Genomic DNA, 18,531 nt, shown 5'->3' on the forward strand with positions numbered 1-18,531 from the left:
ACGACTACGACGGACGGGGACGAGAGTGCACGCGAAGAGTGGCCGCACGGTGCGCGACCTGCGGCGCGAGAACCGGACGGCGGTGCTGCGGAGGCTCTACTTCGACGGTCCCACGAGCCGGCTGATGCTGGGTCCGGCGACCGGTCTCTCCTCGGGGTCGATCAGCAACGTGGTCGCCGAACTGGTCGCCGAAGGGCTCGTCGAGGAGGCCGGCAGCGTCGACTCCGCGGGCGGACGCCCGCGCACCCTCCTGCGGATCGCGCAGGACAGCGGCTGCATGATCGGCGTGGACATCGGCGAGACCCGCGTGCGGATCGAGTTGTTCGACCTCGCGCTCACCGAACTCGCCCGCACCGAACGCCCGCTGGCCACCTCGGGACCGCGGACCGCGCGCTACGAGGTCGCGGTGGTCGTGGGCCACCTGAGGGACGGTATCGCCGAGGTGCTGCGTACGGCCGGGGTGTCCGCGGAACGGCTGCTCGGCGTCGGGATCGGTGTACCCGGCATCGTCGAGCGGACGCCGGAGGCGGGGGCGGTGGTGCACGGGCAGACGATCGGCTGGGACGCCGTGCCGCTGGAGCGCCTGCTCCGCGAGTCTGTCGACCTGCCGGCCGAGGTCCCGTACCGGATCGAGAACGGCGCCAAGACACTGGGCCAGGCCGAGATGTGGTTCGGCGCGGGCCGCGGGGCCCGCAGCGCCGTGGTCGTGCTCTTCGGCTCCGGCGTCGGCGCGTGCGTGGTGCCCGACCCCCTCGGGCCCGGGCAGGCCCTGGAGTGGGGCCATCTGACGGTACGGGTGCGGGGGCGCCGCTGCCGCTGCGGCGCTCAGGGCTGCCTTGAGGCGTACGCCGGGGCGGAGGCGCTGCTCGAACGCTGGCGGGAGGCGGGCGGCGAACCCCCGGCCGGCGCGGACGAGGAAACGGCCCTGACCTCGATGCTCGCGGCGGCGTACCCGGACCCCGCGACGGCCGCGCCGGAGCCCTCCGCGGCCCGAGCGCTCGGGCCGGGGCTGCCCGAGGTCGACGCGTACGGGGCCGTGGGATCCGGGGTCGTCGGGTCCGGTGGCATGGCCGACGCGGACAGGGCCGAAGTGCCTGACGTGGGTGGGACCGAGGTGCGATCGGGTGGGCGCGGGGCGCTCGGGGCGGGTGCCTCCGGGGCGCTCGGGGCGGGTACGTCCGGGGCGCGATCGGACGGGCACGCGACGCTCGGGGCGGGTACGTCCGGGGCGCGATCGGACGGGCACGCGACGCTCGGGGCGGGTACGTCCGGGGCGCGATCGGGCGGGCACGCGACGCTCGGGGCGGGTGCCTCTGGAGAACGTCCGAAGGGGCCCGAGTCGCCCGGGACGGTGCCGGACACGGTCGCACTCGCCGTCCTCGACGAGACGGCCGAGTACCTGGGCGCCGGGCTGGCCGACCTCATCAACCTCTTCCAGCCGGAGCGGATCCTCGTCGGCGGATGGGCCGGGCTCCAGCTCGGCTCCCGGTTCCTCGCCACCGTGACGGCGTACGCCCGCGCGTACGCGCTCCGCCACCCCGGCGGCCGGACGGAGATCACGCTCGGCACGCTCGGACCCGAGGCGGTCACCGTCGGGGCCGGGCTGCTGCCGCTGGTCGACTTCTTCGCCCAGGGCGGCCGCCGCCCCGAGCGGGCCCCGAGCATCCCGGCACCCGCCTGGCAGACGGCCCTGCGGGACCGGGCCTCCACCTGATCCCGAGAGCCCGCCGTCACCGCGTGCCGCCCGGGCCGGCACGATGCCGGGGCGTGCGGCGGACCTGCGCGGCCTCCCCCTGGACCTGGGCGAGGCCGACCTCGTCGTAGGGACGTTCGCCGAGGCGATCACGGGCGCGGTCTTCGCCACCGGGCAGGACCCGAGCCGTCTCGGCACCCTTCCCTCCCTGCCTCCCGCGACGCCACGCCCGTGCCGCGCCGTCCCGGTCCGGCCATGACGGGCGCGGTCTTCGGCACCGTGGGCGACCCGGTCCCGCGCCGATGCCCGTCGCCAGGTAGGCCGCATCGCCCTTGAGCGCGTGACGGCGGTCGAGGCCCGCACGGGCACCGTCACCGCGACAGCTCGCAGACAGCTCTACGCGGCGCGCCTCAGCCCCGGAGCAAGCGGCTCTTCCGCGCTGCCCCTCACCGAGTTCGATCGCACACGCATACGTGTCAAGTGGCCGGGCAGGCGAACCGCAGTCGCCGATGACGGCTCGGGAGGTCTTCCCGCCATTCCCGGTGTGACAGGTGGAGAGCATGAGCTCAACAGACGATGACGACAACGGAAAGCACGACGGCGAAGCACCGGCGAAGCGACCGTCCTTGACCACAGTGATGCGCGAGGCCCGCCGACAACTCGGTGACCTCCTGCAACGACAGGCAGGGGCCGTGTCCGCCATCAAGGCCACCGACAGCGGGTGGACGGCGGACGTGGAGGTCGTCGAACTCGAAAGGGTTCCCGACACCATGAGCGTGATGGCCCTGTACCACGTGGAACTCGACTCGGGCGGCGAGATCGTCGCCTACGAGCGAGGCCGACGGTACGCCCGAGGCCAGATCGACCGCCGCTGAATCAGACGGGCGCAGACGCGGCACGCCGTCGTCTGGGCCGGATCCACGGAAGGAGATCGACATGACCATCGTTCAGCAGCAGGGCAGTACGGCCGCACGGGGAAGTGGCGGCGGTTCCGGAAATCTGTACGACGTTCTCGAACTCATCCTCGACCGCGGCCTCGTCATCGACGCCTTCGTCCGCGTCTCGCTGGTGGGCATCGAGATTCTGAAGATCGACGTCCGCGTCGTCGTGGCAAGCGTGGACACCTACTTGCGGTTCGCCGAGGCGTGTAACCGCCTCGACCTGGAAAGCGGTCGCAAGGCTCCCAGCCAGCTCACCGACCTGGTCGGCGAGGTGACCGAGAGCGGGGCGAAGGGGAAGTCGAAAGGAGCACTGAGCGGCGCCGTCGAGGCCTTCACCGACTCCCTGCAGGGCAAGCGCGACGACCCGGAAGAGGAGCAGCCGCGCAAGCGCACCGCCCGCAAGTCCACGTCCAGCCGTCAGTCCGCCCAGCGCCGCGAGGAGTAGTCCATGTCCACCTACGTCTACGGAATCACCGCCGCCGGTCACCCGCTGCGTCTCGACGGCGTCCTCGGGGTCGGGGAACCCGCGGCCCCGCTTCGGACCGTGCGCAGCGGCACCCTCACGGCGGTCGTCAGCGACGCTCCGCCGGGACTGCGGGCCAAGCGCCGTGACGTCCAGGCCCACCAGGGCGTGATCGAGGCGCTCATGATGGACGGCGCGACCCTGCCGATGCGCTTCGGTCTCCTGGCACCCGACGACTCGGAGGTCGCCTCGGCGCTGGACGCGGAGGGCGAGGGCTACCTGGCACGGTTGGAGGAACTGGAAGGCCACTTCGAGTACAACCTCAAGGTGTCACGCGAGGAGGAGGACCTGCTTCGGGAGATCGTCCAGGAGTCCGATCGCGTCCGTGAGTTGCGGGAGCGGACCCGCGACGGCGCCGGTACCCACGAAGAGCGCCTGGAGCTGGGCGAGATCATCTCCAACGAGGTCACCGCCCGCCGGGACGCCGAGGCCCAGCGCTTGGTGGAGGCGCTGTCCTCCAGGGCGAAGCGCGTGTCCGTCGGCGAGCCGACCGCGTCGTCGCTGCTCTCCGTCTCCTTCCTCGTGTCCTCGCAGGAGGTCGACTCGTTCGTGCAGGCCGTGCAGGAGCAGGCCGACCGCCGGGGTGACGCGTACACCTTCGCGTTCACCGGTCCGCTGCCGCCTTACAGCTTCGTCTGACGTACGGCCCGACGAACGAGCCCATCGGGGAGGTGTTCCATGGGACTCATCACCAGCCTGGTGACCCTTCCGCTGGCTCCCCTGCGCGGCACTCTCTGGGTCGTCGACCAGGTCCTCACGGCGGCGGAGCGCGAGTACTACGACCCGGAGCCGGTGATGCGGGAGCTGAAGGACCTCGAGCGCCGGTTGACCAGCGGGGAGCTCGACGAGGCCGAGTACGACCGCCGGGAGGACGAACTCCTCGACCGGCTGGAGGAGATCGAGAGCTTCCGCCAGGCCGGCCGCGCAGCGGCGCATGACGCATGACGCATGACGCATGACCATCTACGCGACCATGACGGGAGAGACAAAGGTGTACATATCATGACGAAGAACGCGAAGATCGCTGTCGCCGTGGTGGGCGGGTATCTGCTCGGCCGCACGAAGAAGGCCAAGTTGGCTGTGGGGCTGGGCATGTTCCTGGCGGGCAAGAAGCTCGATTTCGACCCGCGGCAGATCGGCAAGCTGGTCGCGAACACGCCTGCACTGAGCGGACTGAACGACCAGGTCCGCCGAGAACTGGTCGAGGCGACGAAGTCGGCCGCCACCAAGGCTCTGACTCAGCGGGCGACCGGTCTGGCCGAATCTCTCGCCGAGCGCACCCGGGCTCTGGAAGAGCCGCGCTCGGACGAGAAGGACGATGCCGCGGACGTCGTCGACGACGGAGAGGACGGCGTCGACGACGCCGAGGAGGCGCGGGACGCCGAGAACGACAAGCCGCGAAAGGCCGCGAGGCGTCCCGCAGCGCGTGAGGGCTCAGCCAGGGGACGCACGTCGGGAGGCGGAAGCCCGCGGGCCGCCACGGCCAAGAAGGCCGGCTCGACCACCAAGGGCGCCCGCGAGGGCTCACCCGCCCGCAAGCGGACGAGCGCAAGTGCCTCGAGCCCGGCCAAGTCAGCCGGCGGAAGGAACGGCTCCGCGAAGAAGCGGACCACATCGACCACCCGCAAGGGGGAGGACGGCAATGCCTGAGTCCACCTTCGGCAAGGTCAAGGCCGACGTGCTGGCGAGCCCGGCGGCCGAACGACTCAAGGACGAACTGCAGCAGTACCTGCGCGCCCGTGCGGAGCACACCGTCACGCAGTGGGGATCCCGGCTGGGCGAGGGCGTCGCGAAGCTCGCGCAGCCCGGATCGACGGCCGGCGGAGGTATGAAGGGGCTTGCCAAGAGCGGGCAGGCGCTCGCCGAGGGCAGGTCGCCCGCGCAGGCCGCGGTCACCGGGGCCGCCACGCATCTGAAGGAGTCGGTGAAGACCAAGGTCAAGGGTTTGTTCGGCAAGGGACGCAAGTCGGGCGGCGGCAAGTCGAAGAGCGTGACGATCGTCGAGGACATCGATGTCGGCGTCCCGGTGCGCGAGGCGTACGACCAGTGGACCCAGTTCCAGGAGTTCAGCACGTTCGCCAAGGGCGTGGTGAGCGTCGAGAAGGCGGACGAGACCACCAGCAACTGGAAGGTCAAGGTCGCCAAGTCCACCCGCAGCTGGAAGGCGAACGTCACCGAGCAGATCCCGGACGAGCGGATCACCTGGACCACCGAGGGCGCCAAGGGCACGGTGAAGGGCGTCGTGACCTTTCATGCAGTGACCGACGACCTGACCCGGGTACTGCTGGTCCTGGAGTACTTCCCCAAGGGACTCTTCGAGAAGACCGGCAACATCTGGCGTGCCCAAGGCCGGCGTGCTCGGCTCGACCTGAAGCTCTACCGCAAGTTCATCATGCTGCGCGGCGAAGCCACCGACGGCTGGCGCGGCGAGATCCGCGACGGCGACGTCGTCGTCGGCCACGACGAGGCCGTCGAGCAGGAGCAGGCCGAAGGCGAAGAGCAGCCCGGCGGAGAGGAAGAGCGGTACGACGACGAGGCCGAGAACGGCGAGGACCGACACGAGGAGGACGCCGCCCGTAGCGAGGCGGACGAGGACCGGGCGGCCGAGGAGCCCGACGGCGGGGAGTACCCCGACGAGGCCGAGGACGAAGAGGACCTCGATGACGACGATGACGAAGAGGACCTCGATGACGTCGAGGACGCCTACGACGAGGACCCGGCCGCCGAACAGGACGCCTACGACGAGACGGCTGACGACGAGGTCGGCGACGAGGGGCCCGTCGGCGACGACGGCACCGAAGAGGACGAGGACGTCGAAGAGGACGACGAGGAGGACGACGAGGAGGAGGAGAGCGTGCCGGAGCCGGACGAGAACCTCCACGAAGAGGATGACCCGGCTGACCTGCCCGAGGACGAGGAGCAGCACAAGCCCGCTCGCCGTTCCTCCCGCCGCCGCCGTACCGCGGGCGCGTGAGCGAGCGGCCAGCTGAAAGACAGGTGGAGACATGTCCGATCCCTTCGCCGGCCGACTGCCGCCCGCACGAAGCGCGCCGGCGCACACCGGGCAGGGTTCCAGCGCGAACCTGGCCGACATTCTGGAGCGGGTGCTCGACAAGGGCATCGTGATCGCAGGTGACATCCAAATCAACCTGCTGGACATCGAGCTGCTCACCATCAAGCTCCGTCTCCTGGTCGCCTCCGTCGACAAGGCGAAGGAGATGGGGATCGACTGGTGGGAGCACGATCCCTCGCTGTCGTCGACGGCGAGGGTGACGGACCCCGCCCCGCAGACATCGCTCAGCGAGGAGAACGAGCGGCTGCGAAGCGAGATCGCCCAACTGCGGGCCGCCGCCGGTCTGCCCGTCGGCTCGGAAGCTGCCGAGACCGACGCCCGATCGGCCCGGGCCGCGGGCGGCCGTGACCGAGGGGAGCCCTGATGACCGATCGAGTACTGCTCTACGTGTACGCGGTCGCAGCGGGCGGGGCCGAGCTCGACGACGTGGCCTCGCAGGTCACCGGCATCGACGGGGCGGCCGTGTGCCGCGTCGCGGGTCCGGGGGGCCTCACCGCGCTCGTCTCACCCGTCGACGCCCTCCGTTTCGCGGAGGACACCCTCCCGGCCCAGCTGGAAGACCTCGATCGGCTGGAGTCGATCGCCCGCGCGCACCACACCGTCGTCGACGCGGCCTTCTCCCGCGCGACCGTGCTGCCCCTGCGCCTGGCCACGGTCTATCGCGGCGAGGCAGGTGTCGTCGGGATGCTCAGCGACCGTCAGGTCTCCTTCGAGAGACTGCTGCACAGGCTCCACGCGCACGCGGAAATGGGTGTGAAGGTGTACGCCCTTGCCCCTGCGGAGTCCGGCCCCAAGTCCTTGGCCGCCGGAGAGGGAACGGACAGCCCCGGGCGTGCCTACCTCCAGCGCCGGCGAGCGCAACGCCGGGCAGCTGACGATGTGTACCGGGCGGCCTCCGAAGCGGCGGACGCCGCGGTCCGGCTGGCGGAAAGGCATTCCTCCGCCCGCGCGGTCCACCGCCCTCAGCAGAACGAATGGTCAGCGGGGCGCGGCGAGAACGTGGCGAACGACGCCTACCTCGTCCCGGTGGCGAGCCTGGACGTCTTCCGCGCCGACATCGCCGCCCTGTCCGATCCCGCATCGGGCGTCGTGGTCGAGGTCACCGGCCCCTGGGCTCCCTACTCGTTCGCCGGCCCGGCTGCCGTCGGCGCAGAGGAGCCGGCATGAGCGTTCCCCTGACCGGGCAGGAGCCCGGACACGGCCGGCAGGTCGCCCTCGTCGATCTCCTCGACCGGCTCCTCAACGGCGGCGCGGTCCTCACCGGCGACCTGGTTCTGACGATCGCGGACGTGGACCTGGTGCACATCAATCTGCGGGCCGTGATCCGCTCCATCACGGGCGACGCGCCGGCGCCGCTGTGTCAGCCGCGCCACTCCCCCGCCCAGAGCCGGAGGGTGGCGGGGCCGTCGCAGGAGGGGGTGACACACGATGGGCGGTGAGAGCGGCCACGAGAGGACGCCGCCGGGGCGCCAGCACCTCGACCAGCGCCTCCGGACCGACCCGGACACCGTCGAACGCGATCTCATCAAGCTGGTGCTCACCATCGTCGAGCTGCTGCGACAGCTGATGGAGCGCACCGCGCTCCATCGCGTGGACGAGGGCGATCTCGACGGTGACCAGGAGGAACGCATCGGGCTGACGCTGATGATCCTCGAGGAGCGCATGGAGGAGCTGTGTGACCGCTACGGGCTGACCATGGGCGATCTGAACCTCGACCTCGGGCCCCTGGGATCCCTCCTGCCGCCTCGCCCATGACCGCACTGACGGACCGTTTGACCTCGGCACGACCGGACACAAGGAGTCACATGAGTACGGAAGAGAACGACCGGAAGAACACCTCTGCGAGCAACTCCCGTGCCAAGAGCGGCACCGGTGGCGGATCGAGAAGTACCAAGGCGGCGGCGGGCACCGCGAAGAAGACGGTGACGTCGCGGACCTCTACGGGGCGCTCCCGGGCCGCCGACGCCGAGAACGGCGCGCAGCAGGCGAAGAAGTCGGCCGCCTCCGGCGCGGAGGCCGTCGGTGAGGCCGGGCAGCGCGTCACACGCATGGCCTCCGTAGGTCTGCAGAGCGGACAGCAGGCGATCACGGCCAACGCCGCCAAGTTCGCTTCGGCGGCGGGCACCGCATGGACGGCCATCAAGAACCGCAAGATGATCGCAGCCGGCGCCGCCGCCGGAGTCGTCGGTGTGGCGAGCGCTGCCTTCGCGGTCGGCCGGACGACGGCCAAGCCGCCGACGGGCCCCCTGACACGCCTGGCGCGCGGACGGATCTGAGGCCCTCGTACCGCAGGGCAAGGCCCCGCGTGGCCGACCGGGTCAAGTCCGGCGTGGCGCCGCAGCGGCCAGTCCGGGCGGGGGTACCGATAGTCGCTTCATCGGTGCCCCCGCCCGGACTTCGCGTCCTCGCTCCTGCCTGCCCGGCTGGCGGGCGGTTGAGCCCGAGGCATGGGTCAGCGGGCGTCCATGCTCTTCGCGAACCACTTGCAGAGGCCCGCGACGCCCAGCGCGGCGAGAACGACCTGAAGGCCGACTTCGAGCCAGTCACCGGCAGCTGCCTCGCCGACCCCGGTGAGGGCGGCGAGCAGCGACCCGGACAACGCGGCCGCCACGCCGACCACCAACGTCCAGAGGACGCCGATGTGTTGACGGCCGGGCAGTGCGAGACGGCCCAGCGTGCCGACCACCGCACCGATCAGCAGAGCACTGACAAGACCCGTGATATCCATGCCTACTTCCTTCGTCCAGCGCGTTCGTCGGATGTCGCGGCGTCCCCTCGGATCGGTCGGACGCCGAGCAGAGGACCGGCGAGCACCGAACACCTCCGAGGCGACGGGTCCTCCGCCTACCCCGCGCGCCCCGCGCCACTCGCTCCACGTCCCCCGCCCGCGCGGACGCCCGGGCGCCCGGTGCTCTCGCGGGCCAGGGGGTAGCTCTTTCGGGTCGGTTTGGACCGCTCCGGAACGGCCAAAAGACGATCATGACCCTGTATGCCGTCCCGGCCGTCGCCACGTCTCCCACGAAGACCCGCCCCGTCTCCCTTGCCGAGCTGCTCGAGCAGGTCCGCTACGACGGCGCGTTTCCCACTCGCGAACATGCCGAGGCGGTGGTGAGACCCGTTCTCGTCGCGCTCGGACAGCAGCTCGTCGGTGACGAGCGCGTCGAGCTCGCCGGGAGCCTGCCGGCCGAAGCAGCCGGCCTCTTCGCCGCGCAGGTCCCCGCTCTCGCCCCCCTCGAGCCCGCGGAATTCATCCAGACCCTTGCCGGGGAGTTCGACGGCAGCCTCGCCACGACGCGGTGGAACGCCGAAGCCGTCCTCGGCGCAGTCGCGCGCCTCGCCGGCCGCGAGCTCACCACGCGGATCCTCCACCAACTTCCTCCTGGCTACGCCGAGCTGTTCGGTCGGACCTGCGCTTACGGGTCGACGGGACAGCGGCCCGAACCGGGGGGCGCAAACGGTCGGCCGCCGGTCGTACACCGACGTGCATGGCAATAGGCGGAGGGGAAAGGCGTCGTCCATGAGGCCCGTGAAGACACCGAAGCAGGGCAACGAGCATCGGCCGCCGGCCCCGGAGCCCGGTGAGGCCGCCGGGCCGGTCCGGCGGACCGGGCAACCGGCACCGGACGGGCCGACGGAGCTGCCCGGACGCGCGTGGAAGGCGGTGCTGTGCGGGACGCTCAAGGAGTTCAAGGACGACGAGCTGGCAGACCGGGCCGCGGCGCTGACGTACTACGGAGTGCTGGCCCTCTTCCCCGGCCTGCTGGTCCTCGTGTCGCTGCTGGGGATCGCGGGCGAGTCGGCCACCAGGCAGGTCCTGGACGGCCTCCAGAAGCTCACGCCGGGCGCCGCGCGTGATGTGATCAGCAACGCGGTCCGGGAACTGCAGGGCAACGCGGGCATCGGCTCGCTGCTGGCGGTCGTGGGCCTGGTCGTCGCCGTCTGGTCGGCCTCCGGCTACGTCGCGGCGTTCATCCGTGCCGCGAACGCCGTCTACGACATGCCCGAGGGCCGCCCGTTGTGGAAGGTCCTGCCGCTGCGGCTCGGCCTCACCCTGGCACTCATGGTCATGGCCGTCGCGAGCGCGCTGACCGTGGTGTTCACCGGCGGTCTGGCGCGGCAGGCGGGCGCCGCCCTGGGGGTGGGAGACACGGCCATGACGGTGTGGTCGATCGCGAAGTGGCCGGCGCTGCTGGTGCTGGTCACGGTCATGGTGTCCCTGTTGTACTGGGCCGCGCCCAACGCGAAGGGCCACGGCTTCACATGGGTCACCCCGGGCAGCTTCCTGGCGCTGGCGATCTGGATGTGCGCCTCGGCGGGCTTCGCGTTCTACGTCGCCAACTTCGGCTCGTACAACAAGACCTACGGCACCCTGGCCGGCGTGATCATCTTCCTGGTCTGGCTGTGGATCACCAACCTCGCCGTGCTCCTGGGCCTGAAGTTCAACGCCGATCTCGTACAACAGCGCGCCATAGCCGCCGGACATCCCGAGGACGAGGAACCGTACGTCGAGCCCCGGGACACCCAGGCGTGGAGTGAAGAGGATCGCCGCCGCCTCGAGTGAGGGGGGTCCTGATGCGCCGGCGGCCGGCCGGCGTCAGGCAGGGCGCGGCCGCTACCGGCGGCCGGCCCGCGCACAGCGGACACAGGTGGTCGCCGCGGGCCGGATCTCCAGGCGTTCCGGCGGAATCGTCGTCCCGCATTCTTCGCACAGACCGTACGTGCCTTGTTCAAGCCGTTCCACGGCCCGGTCCAGTTCTTCCAGGTGTTCACGCGCTCGCGCCATCAGGGCGGCCACGTGGGCCCTCTCGAAGGCGGTGGTGCCCCCTTCGGGGTCGTGCTCGTCGTCGACCGCGATCAGGGCGTTCGCCGCGACGATCCCGTCGAAGTCGCGGCTCAGTGCGGTTGCCCGCGTGAGGGTGTCCGCGCGGTCGGCCTCGAGGCGGGCGCGGACGGTCTCGAGATCGGCGGAATCGGACTCTTCATGGCTTTTACCGGAGGAATCACCCATATTGGGGCAACGTCGATGGGCGGTTCGCGATTCCCCGGCGGCCCGTGTCCCGGTCGTCGGGTCCCCCCGCGCTCAGAGGTCGGACACCATACGCCCTTGGCACGGCCTGAGCACGGGTGTGAACATGCACACCCGACCGGGGCTGCTGCCGGACCGGACAGCGGCTCCTTACGAGACACGGCCTGGCCGCGCGGCGGCGGTGTGTGGGAAGCTCGGGAGACACCAGCCTGGTCTGGTAGGAGACCCCGAGCCGCCCGCGCAGGCTCTCTGCGGAGGGCCGGGACGCGGTTCGGGTGGTCTTGCTGGTCTGTGCGTGACCCCACGTCACGCTCCTGGCACCCCGCAGCCGGGGTGCGTTGGGCTCGACCCCTGAAGAGAGGGGCGAACCATGAACGATCTCGTCATCACCACCCGCGAAGGCCCCGCCGGCACGGTCGTCACCGTGTCGGGCGAGATGGACCTGGCGTCCTGCCCCGCCCTCGAGGAAGCCACCCGCCTGGCTCCGCCCCACGGCGCACCGTTGTGCCTGGACCTGGCCGAGGTGACCTTCATGGACTCCTCCGGCCTGAACTTTCTGCTGATACTGCAGCGCCGTCTCGCGAAGAGCGGCAGCCGCCTCGTGCTCAGCGGCCTTCAGGAAGGGCCGATGCGCGTTCTCACCCTGACCGGCGCCGACGCAGTGCTGCTTCCTGCCGACGAGCGCGCCCGCGGAGCAGCGCGCCACACTCCCGCCGTGTGAGCCGGCCCGGGCCCGTGCCGGCCGAGACTCGTCCGACGCTGCGCGCGGATTTCAGCGGGCGCGCCGGATGCGGATCGGCCCCCGGGCCTCCCCCGGTGGGACGGGTCGGCCGGACTGGGTGATCTCCACCTCACCGGCGTCCACGAGATGGCGGGCCGCCAGCCGGGCAGGATCCATGAGGGCGCGCCAGCCGTCGTCATCCCCGTCGTACGCCGCGCGCGCCGCGTCCGAGGGGCAGATCGACGCATCGGGAGCGCGGCGCTCCAGGAGTTCGAGGATCGTCCGCTCCAGGCGCCGGACCGTCGCCCGGCCGGTTTCCGTCACCCCTTCAGTCTGCACGACGGAGGACCATCCCACCCGGCCGGGGATTCCCGAGCCGATCCCCCGCCCCGCCACCGTGGCGAGCCGGACGATCACCCTGGTCTGCGGACGGGACGCAGCCGGACTTCGCTGATGACGCCGGCCTCGCCGTCGCCGACCGTGGCTTCGTCGCCGGTGACGGCCGGCCGTTCACGGAGCGCCGGGTCGGGAGCCGAGCCGGCTCTCACCGTCCACGCGGGCACGCCGCCCGCATGGGAGGGCCGGCCGGGTCCGTACGTCACCGCGCTGCGGGCGGTGGCCGCCCGGATCGACGCTTCTGGACCTCGACCGTCCGTCCGCGTCCGCCAGTCCCTCGGGCGGCCAGGTCTCGCGCCTCCCAAGGCCCGTGGCCTCCTCGTGCGCGAGGTCGCCCACCGGACGGGCGGGTCCGCCTGGCACGATGGCGCCATGATCACCGGCATGTCCCCCTCCCTCCCCGGTCCGACGAGCGCTGCCGCTCACGCCCGCGCCTTGTACGACCGCCCGGAAGCGCATCTGGACGCGCCTGCCGTGCTCGTCGCCCCGCCCGCGTCCGGCCGCGCCGCCCGGCGGGAGGCGCTGCGGCCGGTGTACGAGGCGGTGGCGGCCGAGCTCGGCGAGCCGACGCTGTACGGCGGTTCGGCCGCCGGCCCCAGCGTGCGCTGGCACACCGGGCGGCACGTGGTGCTGCTGGCCGGCGGCCCGCAAGGCGCCACGCTCTCGGTGCACACGGCGTCGAACCTGCACGGACGCGAGCACACCGCCCTGGAGTCGGGGTCGATCGGCTGGCGCCCGGAGCAGCCGCACGGCTTCGACGCCCTCCCCTACCTCTGGCTGCTGCACCGGGGCCCGGAGCACCGCTGGCCGGCCTTCCGCTGGGACGGGCACCACACGGCCGCGTCCTGGGAGCACCTGGAAGCCTCGCTCGAACTGCTCCTGGACTCGTGGATGGAGCAGCTGCCGGTACAGGTACCTGGTGACTGGGCGTCCTTCGTCGTGGGGTGCGCGCGGGACTGGCCCAGACACCTGCGGGTGGGATACAGCCAGGACCGCGGGCAGCTGTCACTGATGGTGGACCACCGGGACACGGCCGAACAGCCGGGCCTGGAGGAGACCATGCGGGAGCGCGGCTGGCAAGTGCGCGACGGAGGCTGGTGGCGGGCGGTGTTCGCCGACGAAGATCCCGCGGCGGCGCGGTCGGCGGCCCGGCTGCTGGTCGCCGACGTCAGGAGCCGTGGTTCGGTATGCCCGGACGAGCTGGTGGCCTGGGAGTTGACGGTCAACGACCACGGCCGCCTGTGGCTGCCGGGTATCGGCATGCCGGTGAACTGAGCCCGGCCGGCCCCGGCTGTGTCGCCCGTCCATGCGTCGTGGGCTCGTCTGGCTGATGAGCCCCGTCCGGCCCGTCCGAAACGCACTGGTGCTGTCATCTGCCATGACACCGCGTGCTCTCAGTTCTGCCGCAGAGAGCGCGGCGCCTTTCTTGCTGCAGGTCGATCGGCGGTCGCGACGGGCTGGGACGCCGCCGGCGAGTTCCCGGTGCTCGGTCGTTCACGATGCCCTCGTGTCAGGAACACTCCGGCCAGCACCACGACCATCCCCGTGACGGTCCGCAGGCCCAGGGGCTCGCCGAGGACCAGCGCGCCGAGAGCGGTCGAGACGACGGGCAGCAGGTACCCGACGGTGGCGGCGCTGGTGGCGCCCTCGGTGGCGATCAGGCGGTAGTTGAGGTGGAAGGTGAGCCCGGTGCAGAAGACGCCGAGGACGGTGACGGCGGCGAGTGCCTGGAGGTTGAGTCCGGCGGTCGTGCCGCTGTCCGCGGGCAGCGCCAGTGCGCTGAGGCCGGCGGCGGCGCTCAACTGGGCGGCGGAGAGGGCGAGCGCTTCGGTTCCGGTGTCGGAGAGCACGCGCCCCATGTAGGCGAAAGCCACCGCGTAGCTGGCGGCCGCGCCGAGCAGGGCCAGCGCACCCCAGCCGAAGGTTCCACCGCTCGCCGCAGCGCCGCTCCCCTGCCACGGCGAGAAGATCAGCAGGACGCCCGCGAATCCCAGCAGGAGTCCGCCCAGGCGGAGCGGCCGGCGTCCGCGCTCCGTACCGAGGGCGATCCCGATCGCCAGGGACCAGAGCGGTGTCGTCGCGTTGAGCACCCCGGCCAGCCCGGAGTCGACGGTCTGCACCCCCTGCGCGGCCAGGAAGAAGGGCAGGGTGTTGCAGAGGAGGGCCGCGACGACGAGGCGGAACCAGGTCCGCCCGCCGCGGGGCAGCCGTTGGCGGGCGGCGCGCGCGAGGAGGAGAAGTACCGCGGCCCCGAGGACGGAGCGCAGCACGGTGACCTGCAGCGGGGAGAGGCCGTGGCGCAGCGCGAGCTTGGTCCACAGGAAGCTTGATCCCCAGAGCAGGGCGAGAACGGCCATGCGCACCACAGGGCACCTGCCTTTCGTTCGTCCGGACTTTCCGTCGGTGTGGTCGTACGAACGGTGCCCGCCGAGGATCCGACAGGACAAGTGAAATGTTCTTCAGGACCTTTAAGGTGGACTACATGCTTGAGTTGCGACGTCTCCAGGTGCTCCGCGCAGTGGTCGACGGCGGTTCGGTCAGCGCAGCCGCCACGACCCTCGCCTGCACTCCCTCGGCCGTCAGCCAACAGGTGGCGGCCCTGGAGAGGCAGACAGGGACGACACTGCTCGAACGCGTCGGACGGGGCGTTCGGCCGACGGCGGCCGGTCGTCTGCTGGCAGAGCACGCCGCCGTCATCGAACAGCAGGTGGCGGAGGCCGGGGCCGCGCTCGACGACCTACTGGCGGGACGGAGCGGACACCTGACGGTCCGTTATTTCGCCACGGCGGGAGCGCGCCTGGTGGCGCCGGCCGTCGCCGCCTTCCGCGCCCGTCATCCCGGGGTACGCCTGGACCTCGGCATGACCGACCCGGACGATCCCGTGCAGGAGGTGCTCCAGGGCCGGGCCGACGTCGCGGTGGTGGTACGGCTCCGAGGGGCGGCCCACGCCGGTCTGCGCCTCGTCCACCTGCTCGACGATCCCTACCGCGTCGTGCTGCCGAAGGGCCACCGGCTCGCGGCCAGACGCGTCGTCGACCTGGCCGACCTCGCCGAGGAGCCCTGGGTGGGCGGCGACCGGCCCGGCCCCTGCCTGGACATGGTCCTGGACGCCTGTGCCGCGGCGGGCTTCCGTCCCGGGTTCGCGGTGGACAGCGAGGACTACGCGACCGCTCAGGGATTCGTCGCCGCCGGACTCGGAGTCGCGTTGGTCCCGTTGCTGGGACTGGCCGCCCAGCGCCACCCCGGTGTCATCGTCCGGAAGGTACGCGCCCCGGAACCGGTCCGCGCGATCCATGCCGCAGTCCGGGAGACCGCCGGAGGGCAGCCTCCGCTCGTGCGCCTGGTGGCCGCACTGCGGGAGACGGCGATGGCGGTACGCGGCTGACACCTTCGGCACCGGAGTGCCTGCGCGCGGCTCGGCGAGACACCGCCCGGCAGGCCGGCGCTGGTCGAGTCCGGCGCTCGACGGCAGGCGTCAGCGGCCGTATTGGCTGCGGCAGAGGGCGGGGACTCCGTAGGGCACCTGGATGCGCTCGGCTTCGTGGCAGAGCCGGCGCATGTCGGCCGGCCCGGCGGCCGGACGGGTCCGAGTGCCGCCTTTCGGCTTCGTCGCCGTCGACGTCCGGTGCGGCCTCTTGGCCGGCCTGGCGGCCTTCGGTTGCGCCTGCCGCCGGGGGGAGTCGTGTCGCCCGGCGGACCCGGGGCGGGCTGCGGGCTCGGCGGCGGGCGCACCGTGAGGCTTTCGGCCTCGTTCCGGCGGAACGCTCGGGCTGCCGGGGACGGGGTCGGTGGTGTCGAGTGCCTCCCGGGGCGTGCCCTGGTCGGGCACCGGCCAGTCGCGAGGGAGCGGGGTGGGCGGCCGGTCGTCGGCGGGGGCGAGGCCTGCAGGTGGCCGGGCCGGGCCTGTCGGCGGGGTACCGGGTACGGCGACGCAGCCGGTCACGGCGAGGAGGAGGCCGACGAGGAGGACGGGTGCGGTGTGGCGGAGGCGCATGGGTTCACGATCGCCGACCGCGACACCGACGCGTGTCAGACCTGCGGGAGGTCCACCGTGACGAGTGATCAAGTAGCGGGCTCCGGTGGCCCGCACGTGCAGCGCACGGCCCTTGGCGCCCGCGCGGGAATCCCCTCACCCGGCGGACGACGCGAGAGCGCCGAGCGCCCTGCCGCACCCGGTCGCGGCCTCGGTGCGCACGAGCGGCTCGCCGACCAACGCGTGGGTGCCGTACGCCGGTTCCGAGGAGAAACCCCTTGCGTAATGGTCAAGAGTCGTTGACCATTACTCGCATGCCTAACGATGATCTTCCAGAGACGTTCCACGTCACCTCTGACGAGCAGTTGCGCGCCGTCTCCAATCTCACGCGTCACCGGATCATGGCCGTGCTCCGCTTCGAGCCGGCGACGATCACGCAGATCGCCGAGCGGGTCGGGCTCGCGAAGGGGAGTTCCAGCTACCACATGCGGCTGCTGGAGCGAGCCGGCCTGGTCAAGGTGGTCCGGACGCGGAAGGTGCGGGGAGCCACCGAGCGGTACTACGCGATGGCCGCGCGGTCGATCGTGCTGCCGGAGACGGGGGCGGGGCAGCCGGACGTGCTGATGCGGCATGCGGTGGCGGATCTGGAGGCGTCGCCGGCGGACGGCGTACGACACGTGGGGATGGCGCATCTGCGGCTCACCGAGGAGCAGTTCGCCGAGCTGGGAGCACGGCTGGAGGCGCTGGCGAAGGAGTACCGGGAGCTCTCCGATCCGTCCCTGCCGGACGTGTCCCTCGCCTTCGCGCTGTTCCGGCCGGCGCCGCGCGAGCGGACGGAGGGAGACTCCAAGTGAACCAGGACAAAAGGAAGTTGCCGGCCGGGTTCGGACGGCTCTGGACGGCGCAGACGATCTCCTCGCTCGGTGACGGGGTGACGCACGCCGCGCTGCCGCTGCTCGCGTTGACGCTGACGCGGGATCCGATGGCGCTCGCCGTCGTCACGGCCGCCGGGACGCTGCCGTGGCTGCTGTTCGGGGTGCTCGGGGGTGCTCTGGTGGACCGCTGGGACCGCCGGCGCACGATGTGTTTCGCGGACGCGGCACGTGTGGTGCTGCTCGGCATACCCGCGGCGGCGGCCGTGCTCGACGTGCTGAGCATTCCCCTGCTCGCTGCCGTCGCCTTCCTGCTCGGCCTCGGCGGACTCTTCTTCGACACGGCCGCCACGGCCTATCTGCCTGATCTGCTCGCCCGCGACCCCGCACTCCTCGAGCGTGCCAACTCTCGCCTGCGCAGCGCCCAGACCGCGATGTCCGGCTTTGCGGGGCCGCCGGCGGGCAGCGCACTGCTCGCGCTCGGGCGGGCGGTTCCGCTGTTCGCCGACGCGGTGTCGTTCCTGCTCTCCGCTCTGCTCGTGCGTACGCTGCCCGCCATGCCCCGGCCCGTGCCGGAGGTCCGCGAGTCGCTGCTCCGGCAGGCGCGGGCCGGCGCCGCGTACGTCTTCCGGGACCGCGTGCTGCTCGGGCTCGCACTCCGCCCGGCGGTCGGAAACGTCGCCTTCCTCGCCGTGGAGACCGTCCTCGCCCTCTTCGCGCACGAGCGCCTCGGCATCGACACCTACGGCTTCGGCCTGCTCCTCACCGCGGAGGCCACCGGCGGCCTGCTCGGTGCGGGCATCGCCTCCGGCCTCGGCCGACGACTCGGCACCGGCACCGCACTGACCTGCACGGCCGCCATCGAGGGCCTTGCCATCCTGGGCCTGGCCGCAGCCCCGAACCCGTACGTGGCCGGGTCGGCGCTCGCCGTCTGCGGGGCCGGAATGGGCGCCACCATGGTGCTCGCGCCCTCGCTCCGGCAGGCGATCGTCCCCGCCCACCTGATGGGCCGGGTCGCCTCCACCTCCCGCATGCTGGCCATGTGCGCCGCCCCCATCGGGGCATTCCTGGGCGGCTGGCTGGCCACCGCCGACATCCGCACCCCTCTCTACGCCGCCGCCGTCCTCCTCCTGGCGATGACGGCCGTCACGGCATCCCTGACCAGCAACCGCCGGGTCGAAGCGGCGCTGCGCGCCGCCGCCCCCGCGGGCGATCCGGCTCAGCCGGCCTCCGTGAACTCCGCCCAGGAGAACGCACCCGACGTGAGGTGACGCCTGCCGCGGCGGCGTCACCCCGCAGATCGCCGGGCCCCG

General features: G+C 72.0%; 23 protein-coding genes. 19 read left to right on the plus strand and 4 right to left on the minus strand.

Annotated features, from left to right (window positions below):
- The first annotated feature begins 25 nt into the window (after nucleotides 1-25).
- From ACIRQF_RS08030 to ACIRQF_RS08085, 12 genes are all read left to right on the plus strand, one after another.
- Nucleotides 26-1,714 carry an ROK family protein gene (locus ACIRQF_RS08030; protein ID WP_404089912.1) on the plus strand — a complete coding sequence of 563 codons (1,689 nt, stop codon included), beginning with the start codon at nucleotides 26-28 and terminating at the stop codon, nucleotides 1,712-1,714.
- A gap of 539 nt (nucleotides 1,715-2,253) precedes the next feature.
- Complete coding sequence (locus tag ACIRQF_RS08035; RefSeq protein ID WP_376634592.1) at nucleotides 2,254-2,568, plus strand: gas vesicle protein; 315 nt, start codon at nucleotides 2,254-2,256, stop codon at nucleotides 2,566-2,568.
- A gap of 61 nt (nucleotides 2,569-2,629) precedes the next feature.
- Nucleotides 2,630-3,079 carry a gas vesicle structural protein GvpA gene (locus ACIRQF_RS08040; protein ID WP_376634591.1) on the plus strand — a complete coding sequence of 150 codons (450 nt, stop codon included), beginning with the start codon at nucleotides 2,630-2,632 and terminating at the stop codon, nucleotides 3,077-3,079.
- A 3-nt stretch (nucleotides 3,080-3,082) separates the two neighbouring features.
- Nucleotides 3,083-3,796 carry a GvpL/GvpF family gas vesicle protein gene (locus ACIRQF_RS08045; RefSeq protein WP_404089914.1) on the plus strand — a complete coding sequence of 238 codons (714 nt, stop codon included), beginning with the start codon at nucleotides 3,083-3,085 and terminating at the stop codon, nucleotides 3,794-3,796.
- Between the two features lie 39 nt (nucleotides 3,797-3,835).
- The gene (locus tag ACIRQF_RS08050; RefSeq protein ID WP_382481097.1) at nucleotides 3,836-4,102 is read left to right on the plus strand and encodes a gas vesicle protein GvpG; all 267 of its coding nucleotides are present in this window, start codon (nucleotides 3,836-3,838) and stop codon (nucleotides 4,100-4,102) included.
- Nucleotides 4,103-4,159: 57 nt separating this feature from the next.
- Nucleotides 4,160-4,807, plus strand: coding sequence for a hypothetical protein (locus ACIRQF_RS08055; RefSeq protein ID WP_404089916.1), 648 nt, complete (start codon nucleotides 4,160-4,162; stop codon nucleotides 4,805-4,807).
- Nucleotides 4,800-6,131, plus strand: a complete 1,332-nt coding sequence (locus ACIRQF_RS08060; protein ID WP_404089918.1) for an SRPBCC family protein — start codon at nucleotides 4,800-4,802, stop codon at nucleotides 6,129-6,131. Before ACIRQF_RS08055 ends, ACIRQF_RS08060 begins: the two co-directional genes overlap by 8 nt.
- A 31-nt stretch (nucleotides 6,132-6,162) precedes the next feature.
- Entirely contained in the window at nucleotides 6,163-6,594 is a 432-nt protein-coding gene (gene gvpJ, locus ACIRQF_RS08065) for a gas vesicle protein GvpJ (RefSeq protein ID WP_376634581.1), read from the plus strand.
- Entirely contained in the window at nucleotides 6,594-7,397 is an 804-nt protein-coding gene (locus tag ACIRQF_RS08070) for a GvpL/GvpF family gas vesicle protein (RefSeq protein WP_404089920.1), read from the plus strand. Before gvpJ ends, ACIRQF_RS08070 begins: the two co-directional genes overlap by 1 nt.
- Complete coding sequence (locus tag ACIRQF_RS08075) at nucleotides 7,394-7,669, plus strand: gas vesicle protein (protein ID WP_404089922.1); 276 nt, start codon at nucleotides 7,394-7,396, stop codon at nucleotides 7,667-7,669. The genes ACIRQF_RS08070 and ACIRQF_RS08075 overlap by 4 nt, the downstream gene beginning before the upstream one ends.
- A complete protein-coding gene (locus tag ACIRQF_RS08080) occupies nucleotides 7,659-7,985 on the plus strand; it encodes a gas vesicle protein K (protein ID WP_389752060.1) in 327 nt (108 codons plus the stop codon). Before ACIRQF_RS08075 ends, ACIRQF_RS08080 begins: the two co-directional genes overlap by 11 nt.
- Nucleotides 7,986-8,035: 50 nt before the next feature.
- Nucleotides 8,036-8,506: a hypothetical protein gene (locus ACIRQF_RS08085; protein WP_376634573.1), complete on the plus strand. Its 471-nt coding sequence runs from the start codon at nucleotides 8,036-8,038 to the stop codon at nucleotides 8,504-8,506.
- 176 nt (nucleotides 8,507-8,682) lie between these two features.
- On the opposite strand, the gene ACIRQF_RS08090 is transcribed toward ACIRQF_RS08085, so the two are convergent.
- On the minus strand, nucleotides 8,683-8,958 hold the full coding sequence (locus ACIRQF_RS08090) for a GlsB/YeaQ/YmgE family stress response membrane protein (protein ID WP_404089925.1): 276 nt from the start codon (nucleotides 8,956-8,958) through the stop codon (nucleotides 8,683-8,685).
- Nucleotides 8,959-9,209: 251 nt separating this feature from the next.
- On the opposite strand from ACIRQF_RS08090, the gene ACIRQF_RS08095 reads away from it, so the two are divergent.
- Nucleotides 9,210-9,725 (plus strand): DUF2267 domain-containing protein, encoded by a 516-nt coding sequence (locus ACIRQF_RS08095; RefSeq protein ID WP_404089927.1) that lies wholly within the window; start codon nucleotides 9,210-9,212, stop codon nucleotides 9,723-9,725.
- A gap of 22 nt (nucleotides 9,726-9,747) precedes the next feature.
- On the plus strand, nucleotides 9,748-10,791 hold the full coding sequence (locus ACIRQF_RS08100; protein WP_404089929.1) for a YihY/virulence factor BrkB family protein: 1,044 nt from the start codon (nucleotides 9,748-9,750) through the stop codon (nucleotides 10,789-10,791).
- Between the two features lie 51 nt (nucleotides 10,792-10,842).
- On the opposite strand, the gene ACIRQF_RS08105 is transcribed toward ACIRQF_RS08100, so the two are convergent.
- On the minus strand, nucleotides 10,843-11,238 hold the full coding sequence (locus ACIRQF_RS08105; RefSeq protein ID WP_404089931.1) for a TraR/DksA family transcriptional regulator: 396 nt from the start codon (nucleotides 11,236-11,238) through the stop codon (nucleotides 10,843-10,845).
- 388 nt (nucleotides 11,239-11,626) lie between these two features.
- Here ACIRQF_RS08105 and ACIRQF_RS08110 point away from each other — a divergent pair, with 388 nt between their 5' ends.
- Entirely contained in the window at nucleotides 11,627-11,977 is a 351-nt protein-coding gene (locus tag ACIRQF_RS08110; RefSeq protein ID WP_404089933.1) for an STAS domain-containing protein, read from the plus strand.
- Nucleotides 11,978-12,028: 51 nt separating this feature from the next.
- Here ACIRQF_RS08110 and ACIRQF_RS08115 read toward each other — a convergent pair whose 3' ends face one another.
- Complete coding sequence (locus ACIRQF_RS08115) at nucleotides 12,029-12,301, minus strand: DUF3253 domain-containing protein (RefSeq protein WP_376634561.1); 273 nt, start codon at nucleotides 12,299-12,301, stop codon at nucleotides 12,029-12,031.
- A gap of 456 nt (nucleotides 12,302-12,757) precedes the next feature.
- Between ACIRQF_RS08115 and ACIRQF_RS08120 the strand changes: the two genes are divergently transcribed.
- Nucleotides 12,758-13,648, plus strand: a complete 891-nt coding sequence (locus ACIRQF_RS08120; RefSeq protein WP_404089935.1) for a hypothetical protein — start codon at nucleotides 12,758-12,760, stop codon at nucleotides 13,646-13,648.
- A 119-nt stretch (nucleotides 13,649-13,767) separates the two neighbouring features.
- Here ACIRQF_RS08120 and ACIRQF_RS08125 read toward each other — a convergent pair whose 3' ends face one another.
- A complete protein-coding gene (locus tag ACIRQF_RS08125) occupies nucleotides 13,768-14,730 on the minus strand; it encodes a DMT family transporter (RefSeq protein WP_404089937.1) in 963 nt (320 codons plus the stop codon).
- Nucleotides 14,731-14,855: 125 nt separating this feature from the next.
- Between ACIRQF_RS08125 and ACIRQF_RS08130 the strand changes: the two genes are divergently transcribed.
- The 3 genes from ACIRQF_RS08130 (at nucleotide 14,856) to ACIRQF_RS08140 (ending at nucleotide 18,489) form a co-directional block, all read left to right on the plus strand.
- Nucleotides 14,856-15,758 (plus strand): LysR family transcriptional regulator, encoded by a 903-nt coding sequence (locus ACIRQF_RS08130; protein ID WP_404089939.1) that lies wholly within the window; start codon nucleotides 14,856-14,858, stop codon nucleotides 15,756-15,758.
- Nucleotides 15,759-16,660: 902 nt separating this feature from the next.
- Nucleotides 16,661-17,200, plus strand: coding sequence for an ArsR/SmtB family transcription factor (locus ACIRQF_RS08135; RefSeq protein ID WP_404089941.1), 540 nt, complete (start codon nucleotides 16,661-16,663; stop codon nucleotides 17,198-17,200).
- Between the two features lie 17 nt (nucleotides 17,201-17,217).
- The gene (locus ACIRQF_RS08140; protein WP_404091732.1) at nucleotides 17,218-18,489 is read left to right on the plus strand and encodes an MFS transporter; all 1,272 of its coding nucleotides are present in this window, start codon (nucleotides 17,218-17,220) and stop codon (nucleotides 18,487-18,489) included.
- Nucleotides 18,490-18,531 lie beyond the last annotated feature (42 nt).

It is taken from the genome of Streptomyces sp. NPDC101191 (genome assembly GCF_044767915.1).
In the GTDB taxonomy this organism is placed as follows: Bacteria; Actinomycetota; Actinomycetes; order Streptomycetales; family Streptomycetaceae; genus Streptomyces.

Coding starts and splice junctions, on each gene's coding strand:
- ACIRQF_RS08035 (WP_376634592.1), top strand. CDS start 2,254: ATGAGCTCAACAGACGATGACGACAACGGAAAGCACGACGGCGAAGCA.
- ACIRQF_RS08040 (WP_376634591.1), top strand. CDS start 2,630: ATGACCATCGTTCAGCAGCAGGGCAGTACGGCCGCACGGGGAAGTGGC.
- ACIRQF_RS08045 (WP_404089914.1), top strand. CDS start 3,083: ATGTCCACCTACGTCTACGGAATCACCGCCGCCGGTCACCCGCTGCGT.
- ACIRQF_RS08050 (WP_382481097.1), top strand. CDS start 3,836: ATGGGACTCATCACCAGCCTGGTGACCCTTCCGCTGGCTCCCCTGCGC.
- ACIRQF_RS08055 (WP_404089916.1), top strand. CDS start 4,160: ATGACGAAGAACGCGAAGATCGCTGTCGCCGTGGTGGGCGGGTATCTG.
- ACIRQF_RS08060 (WP_404089918.1), top strand. CDS start 4,800: ATGCCTGAGTCCACCTTCGGCAAGGTCAAGGCCGACGTGCTGGCGAGC.
- gvpJ (WP_376634581.1), top strand. CDS start 6,163: ATGTCCGATCCCTTCGCCGGCCGACTGCCGCCCGCACGAAGCGCGCCG.
- ACIRQF_RS08070 (WP_404089920.1), top strand. CDS start 6,594: ATGACCGATCGAGTACTGCTCTACGTGTACGCGGTCGCAGCGGGCGGG.
- ACIRQF_RS08075 (WP_404089922.1), top strand. CDS start 7,394: ATGAGCGTTCCCCTGACCGGGCAGGAGCCCGGACACGGCCGGCAGGTC.
- ACIRQF_RS08080 (WP_389752060.1), top strand. CDS start 7,659: ATGGGCGGTGAGAGCGGCCACGAGAGGACGCCGCCGGGGCGCCAGCAC.
- ACIRQF_RS08085 (WP_376634573.1), top strand. CDS start 8,036: ATGAGTACGGAAGAGAACGACCGGAAGAACACCTCTGCGAGCAACTCC.
- ACIRQF_RS08090 (WP_404089925.1), bottom strand. CDS start 8,958: ATGGATATCACGGGTCTTGTCAGTGCTCTGCTGATCGGTGCGGTGGTC.
- ACIRQF_RS08095 (WP_404089927.1), top strand. CDS start 9,210: ATGACCCTGTATGCCGTCCCGGCCGTCGCCACGTCTCCCACGAAGACC.
- ACIRQF_RS08100 (WP_404089929.1), top strand. CDS start 9,748: ATGAGGCCCGTGAAGACACCGAAGCAGGGCAACGAGCATCGGCCGCCG.
- ACIRQF_RS08105 (WP_404089931.1), bottom strand. CDS start 11,238: ATGGGTGATTCCTCCGGTAAAAGCCATGAAGAGTCCGATTCCGCCGAT.
- ACIRQF_RS08110 (WP_404089933.1), top strand. CDS start 11,627: ATGAACGATCTCGTCATCACCACCCGCGAAGGCCCCGCCGGCACGGTC.
- ACIRQF_RS08120 (WP_404089935.1), top strand. CDS start 12,758: ATGTCCCCCTCCCTCCCCGGTCCGACGAGCGCTGCCGCTCACGCCCGC.
- ACIRQF_RS08125 (WP_404089937.1), bottom strand. CDS start 14,730: ATGGCCGTTCTCGCCCTGCTCTGGGGATCAAGCTTCCTGTGGACCAAG.
- ACIRQF_RS08130 (WP_404089939.1), top strand. CDS start 14,856: ATGCTTGAGTTGCGACGTCTCCAGGTGCTCCGCGCAGTGGTCGACGGC.
- ACIRQF_RS08135 (WP_404089941.1), top strand. CDS start 16,661: ATGCCTAACGATGATCTTCCAGAGACGTTCCACGTCACCTCTGACGAG.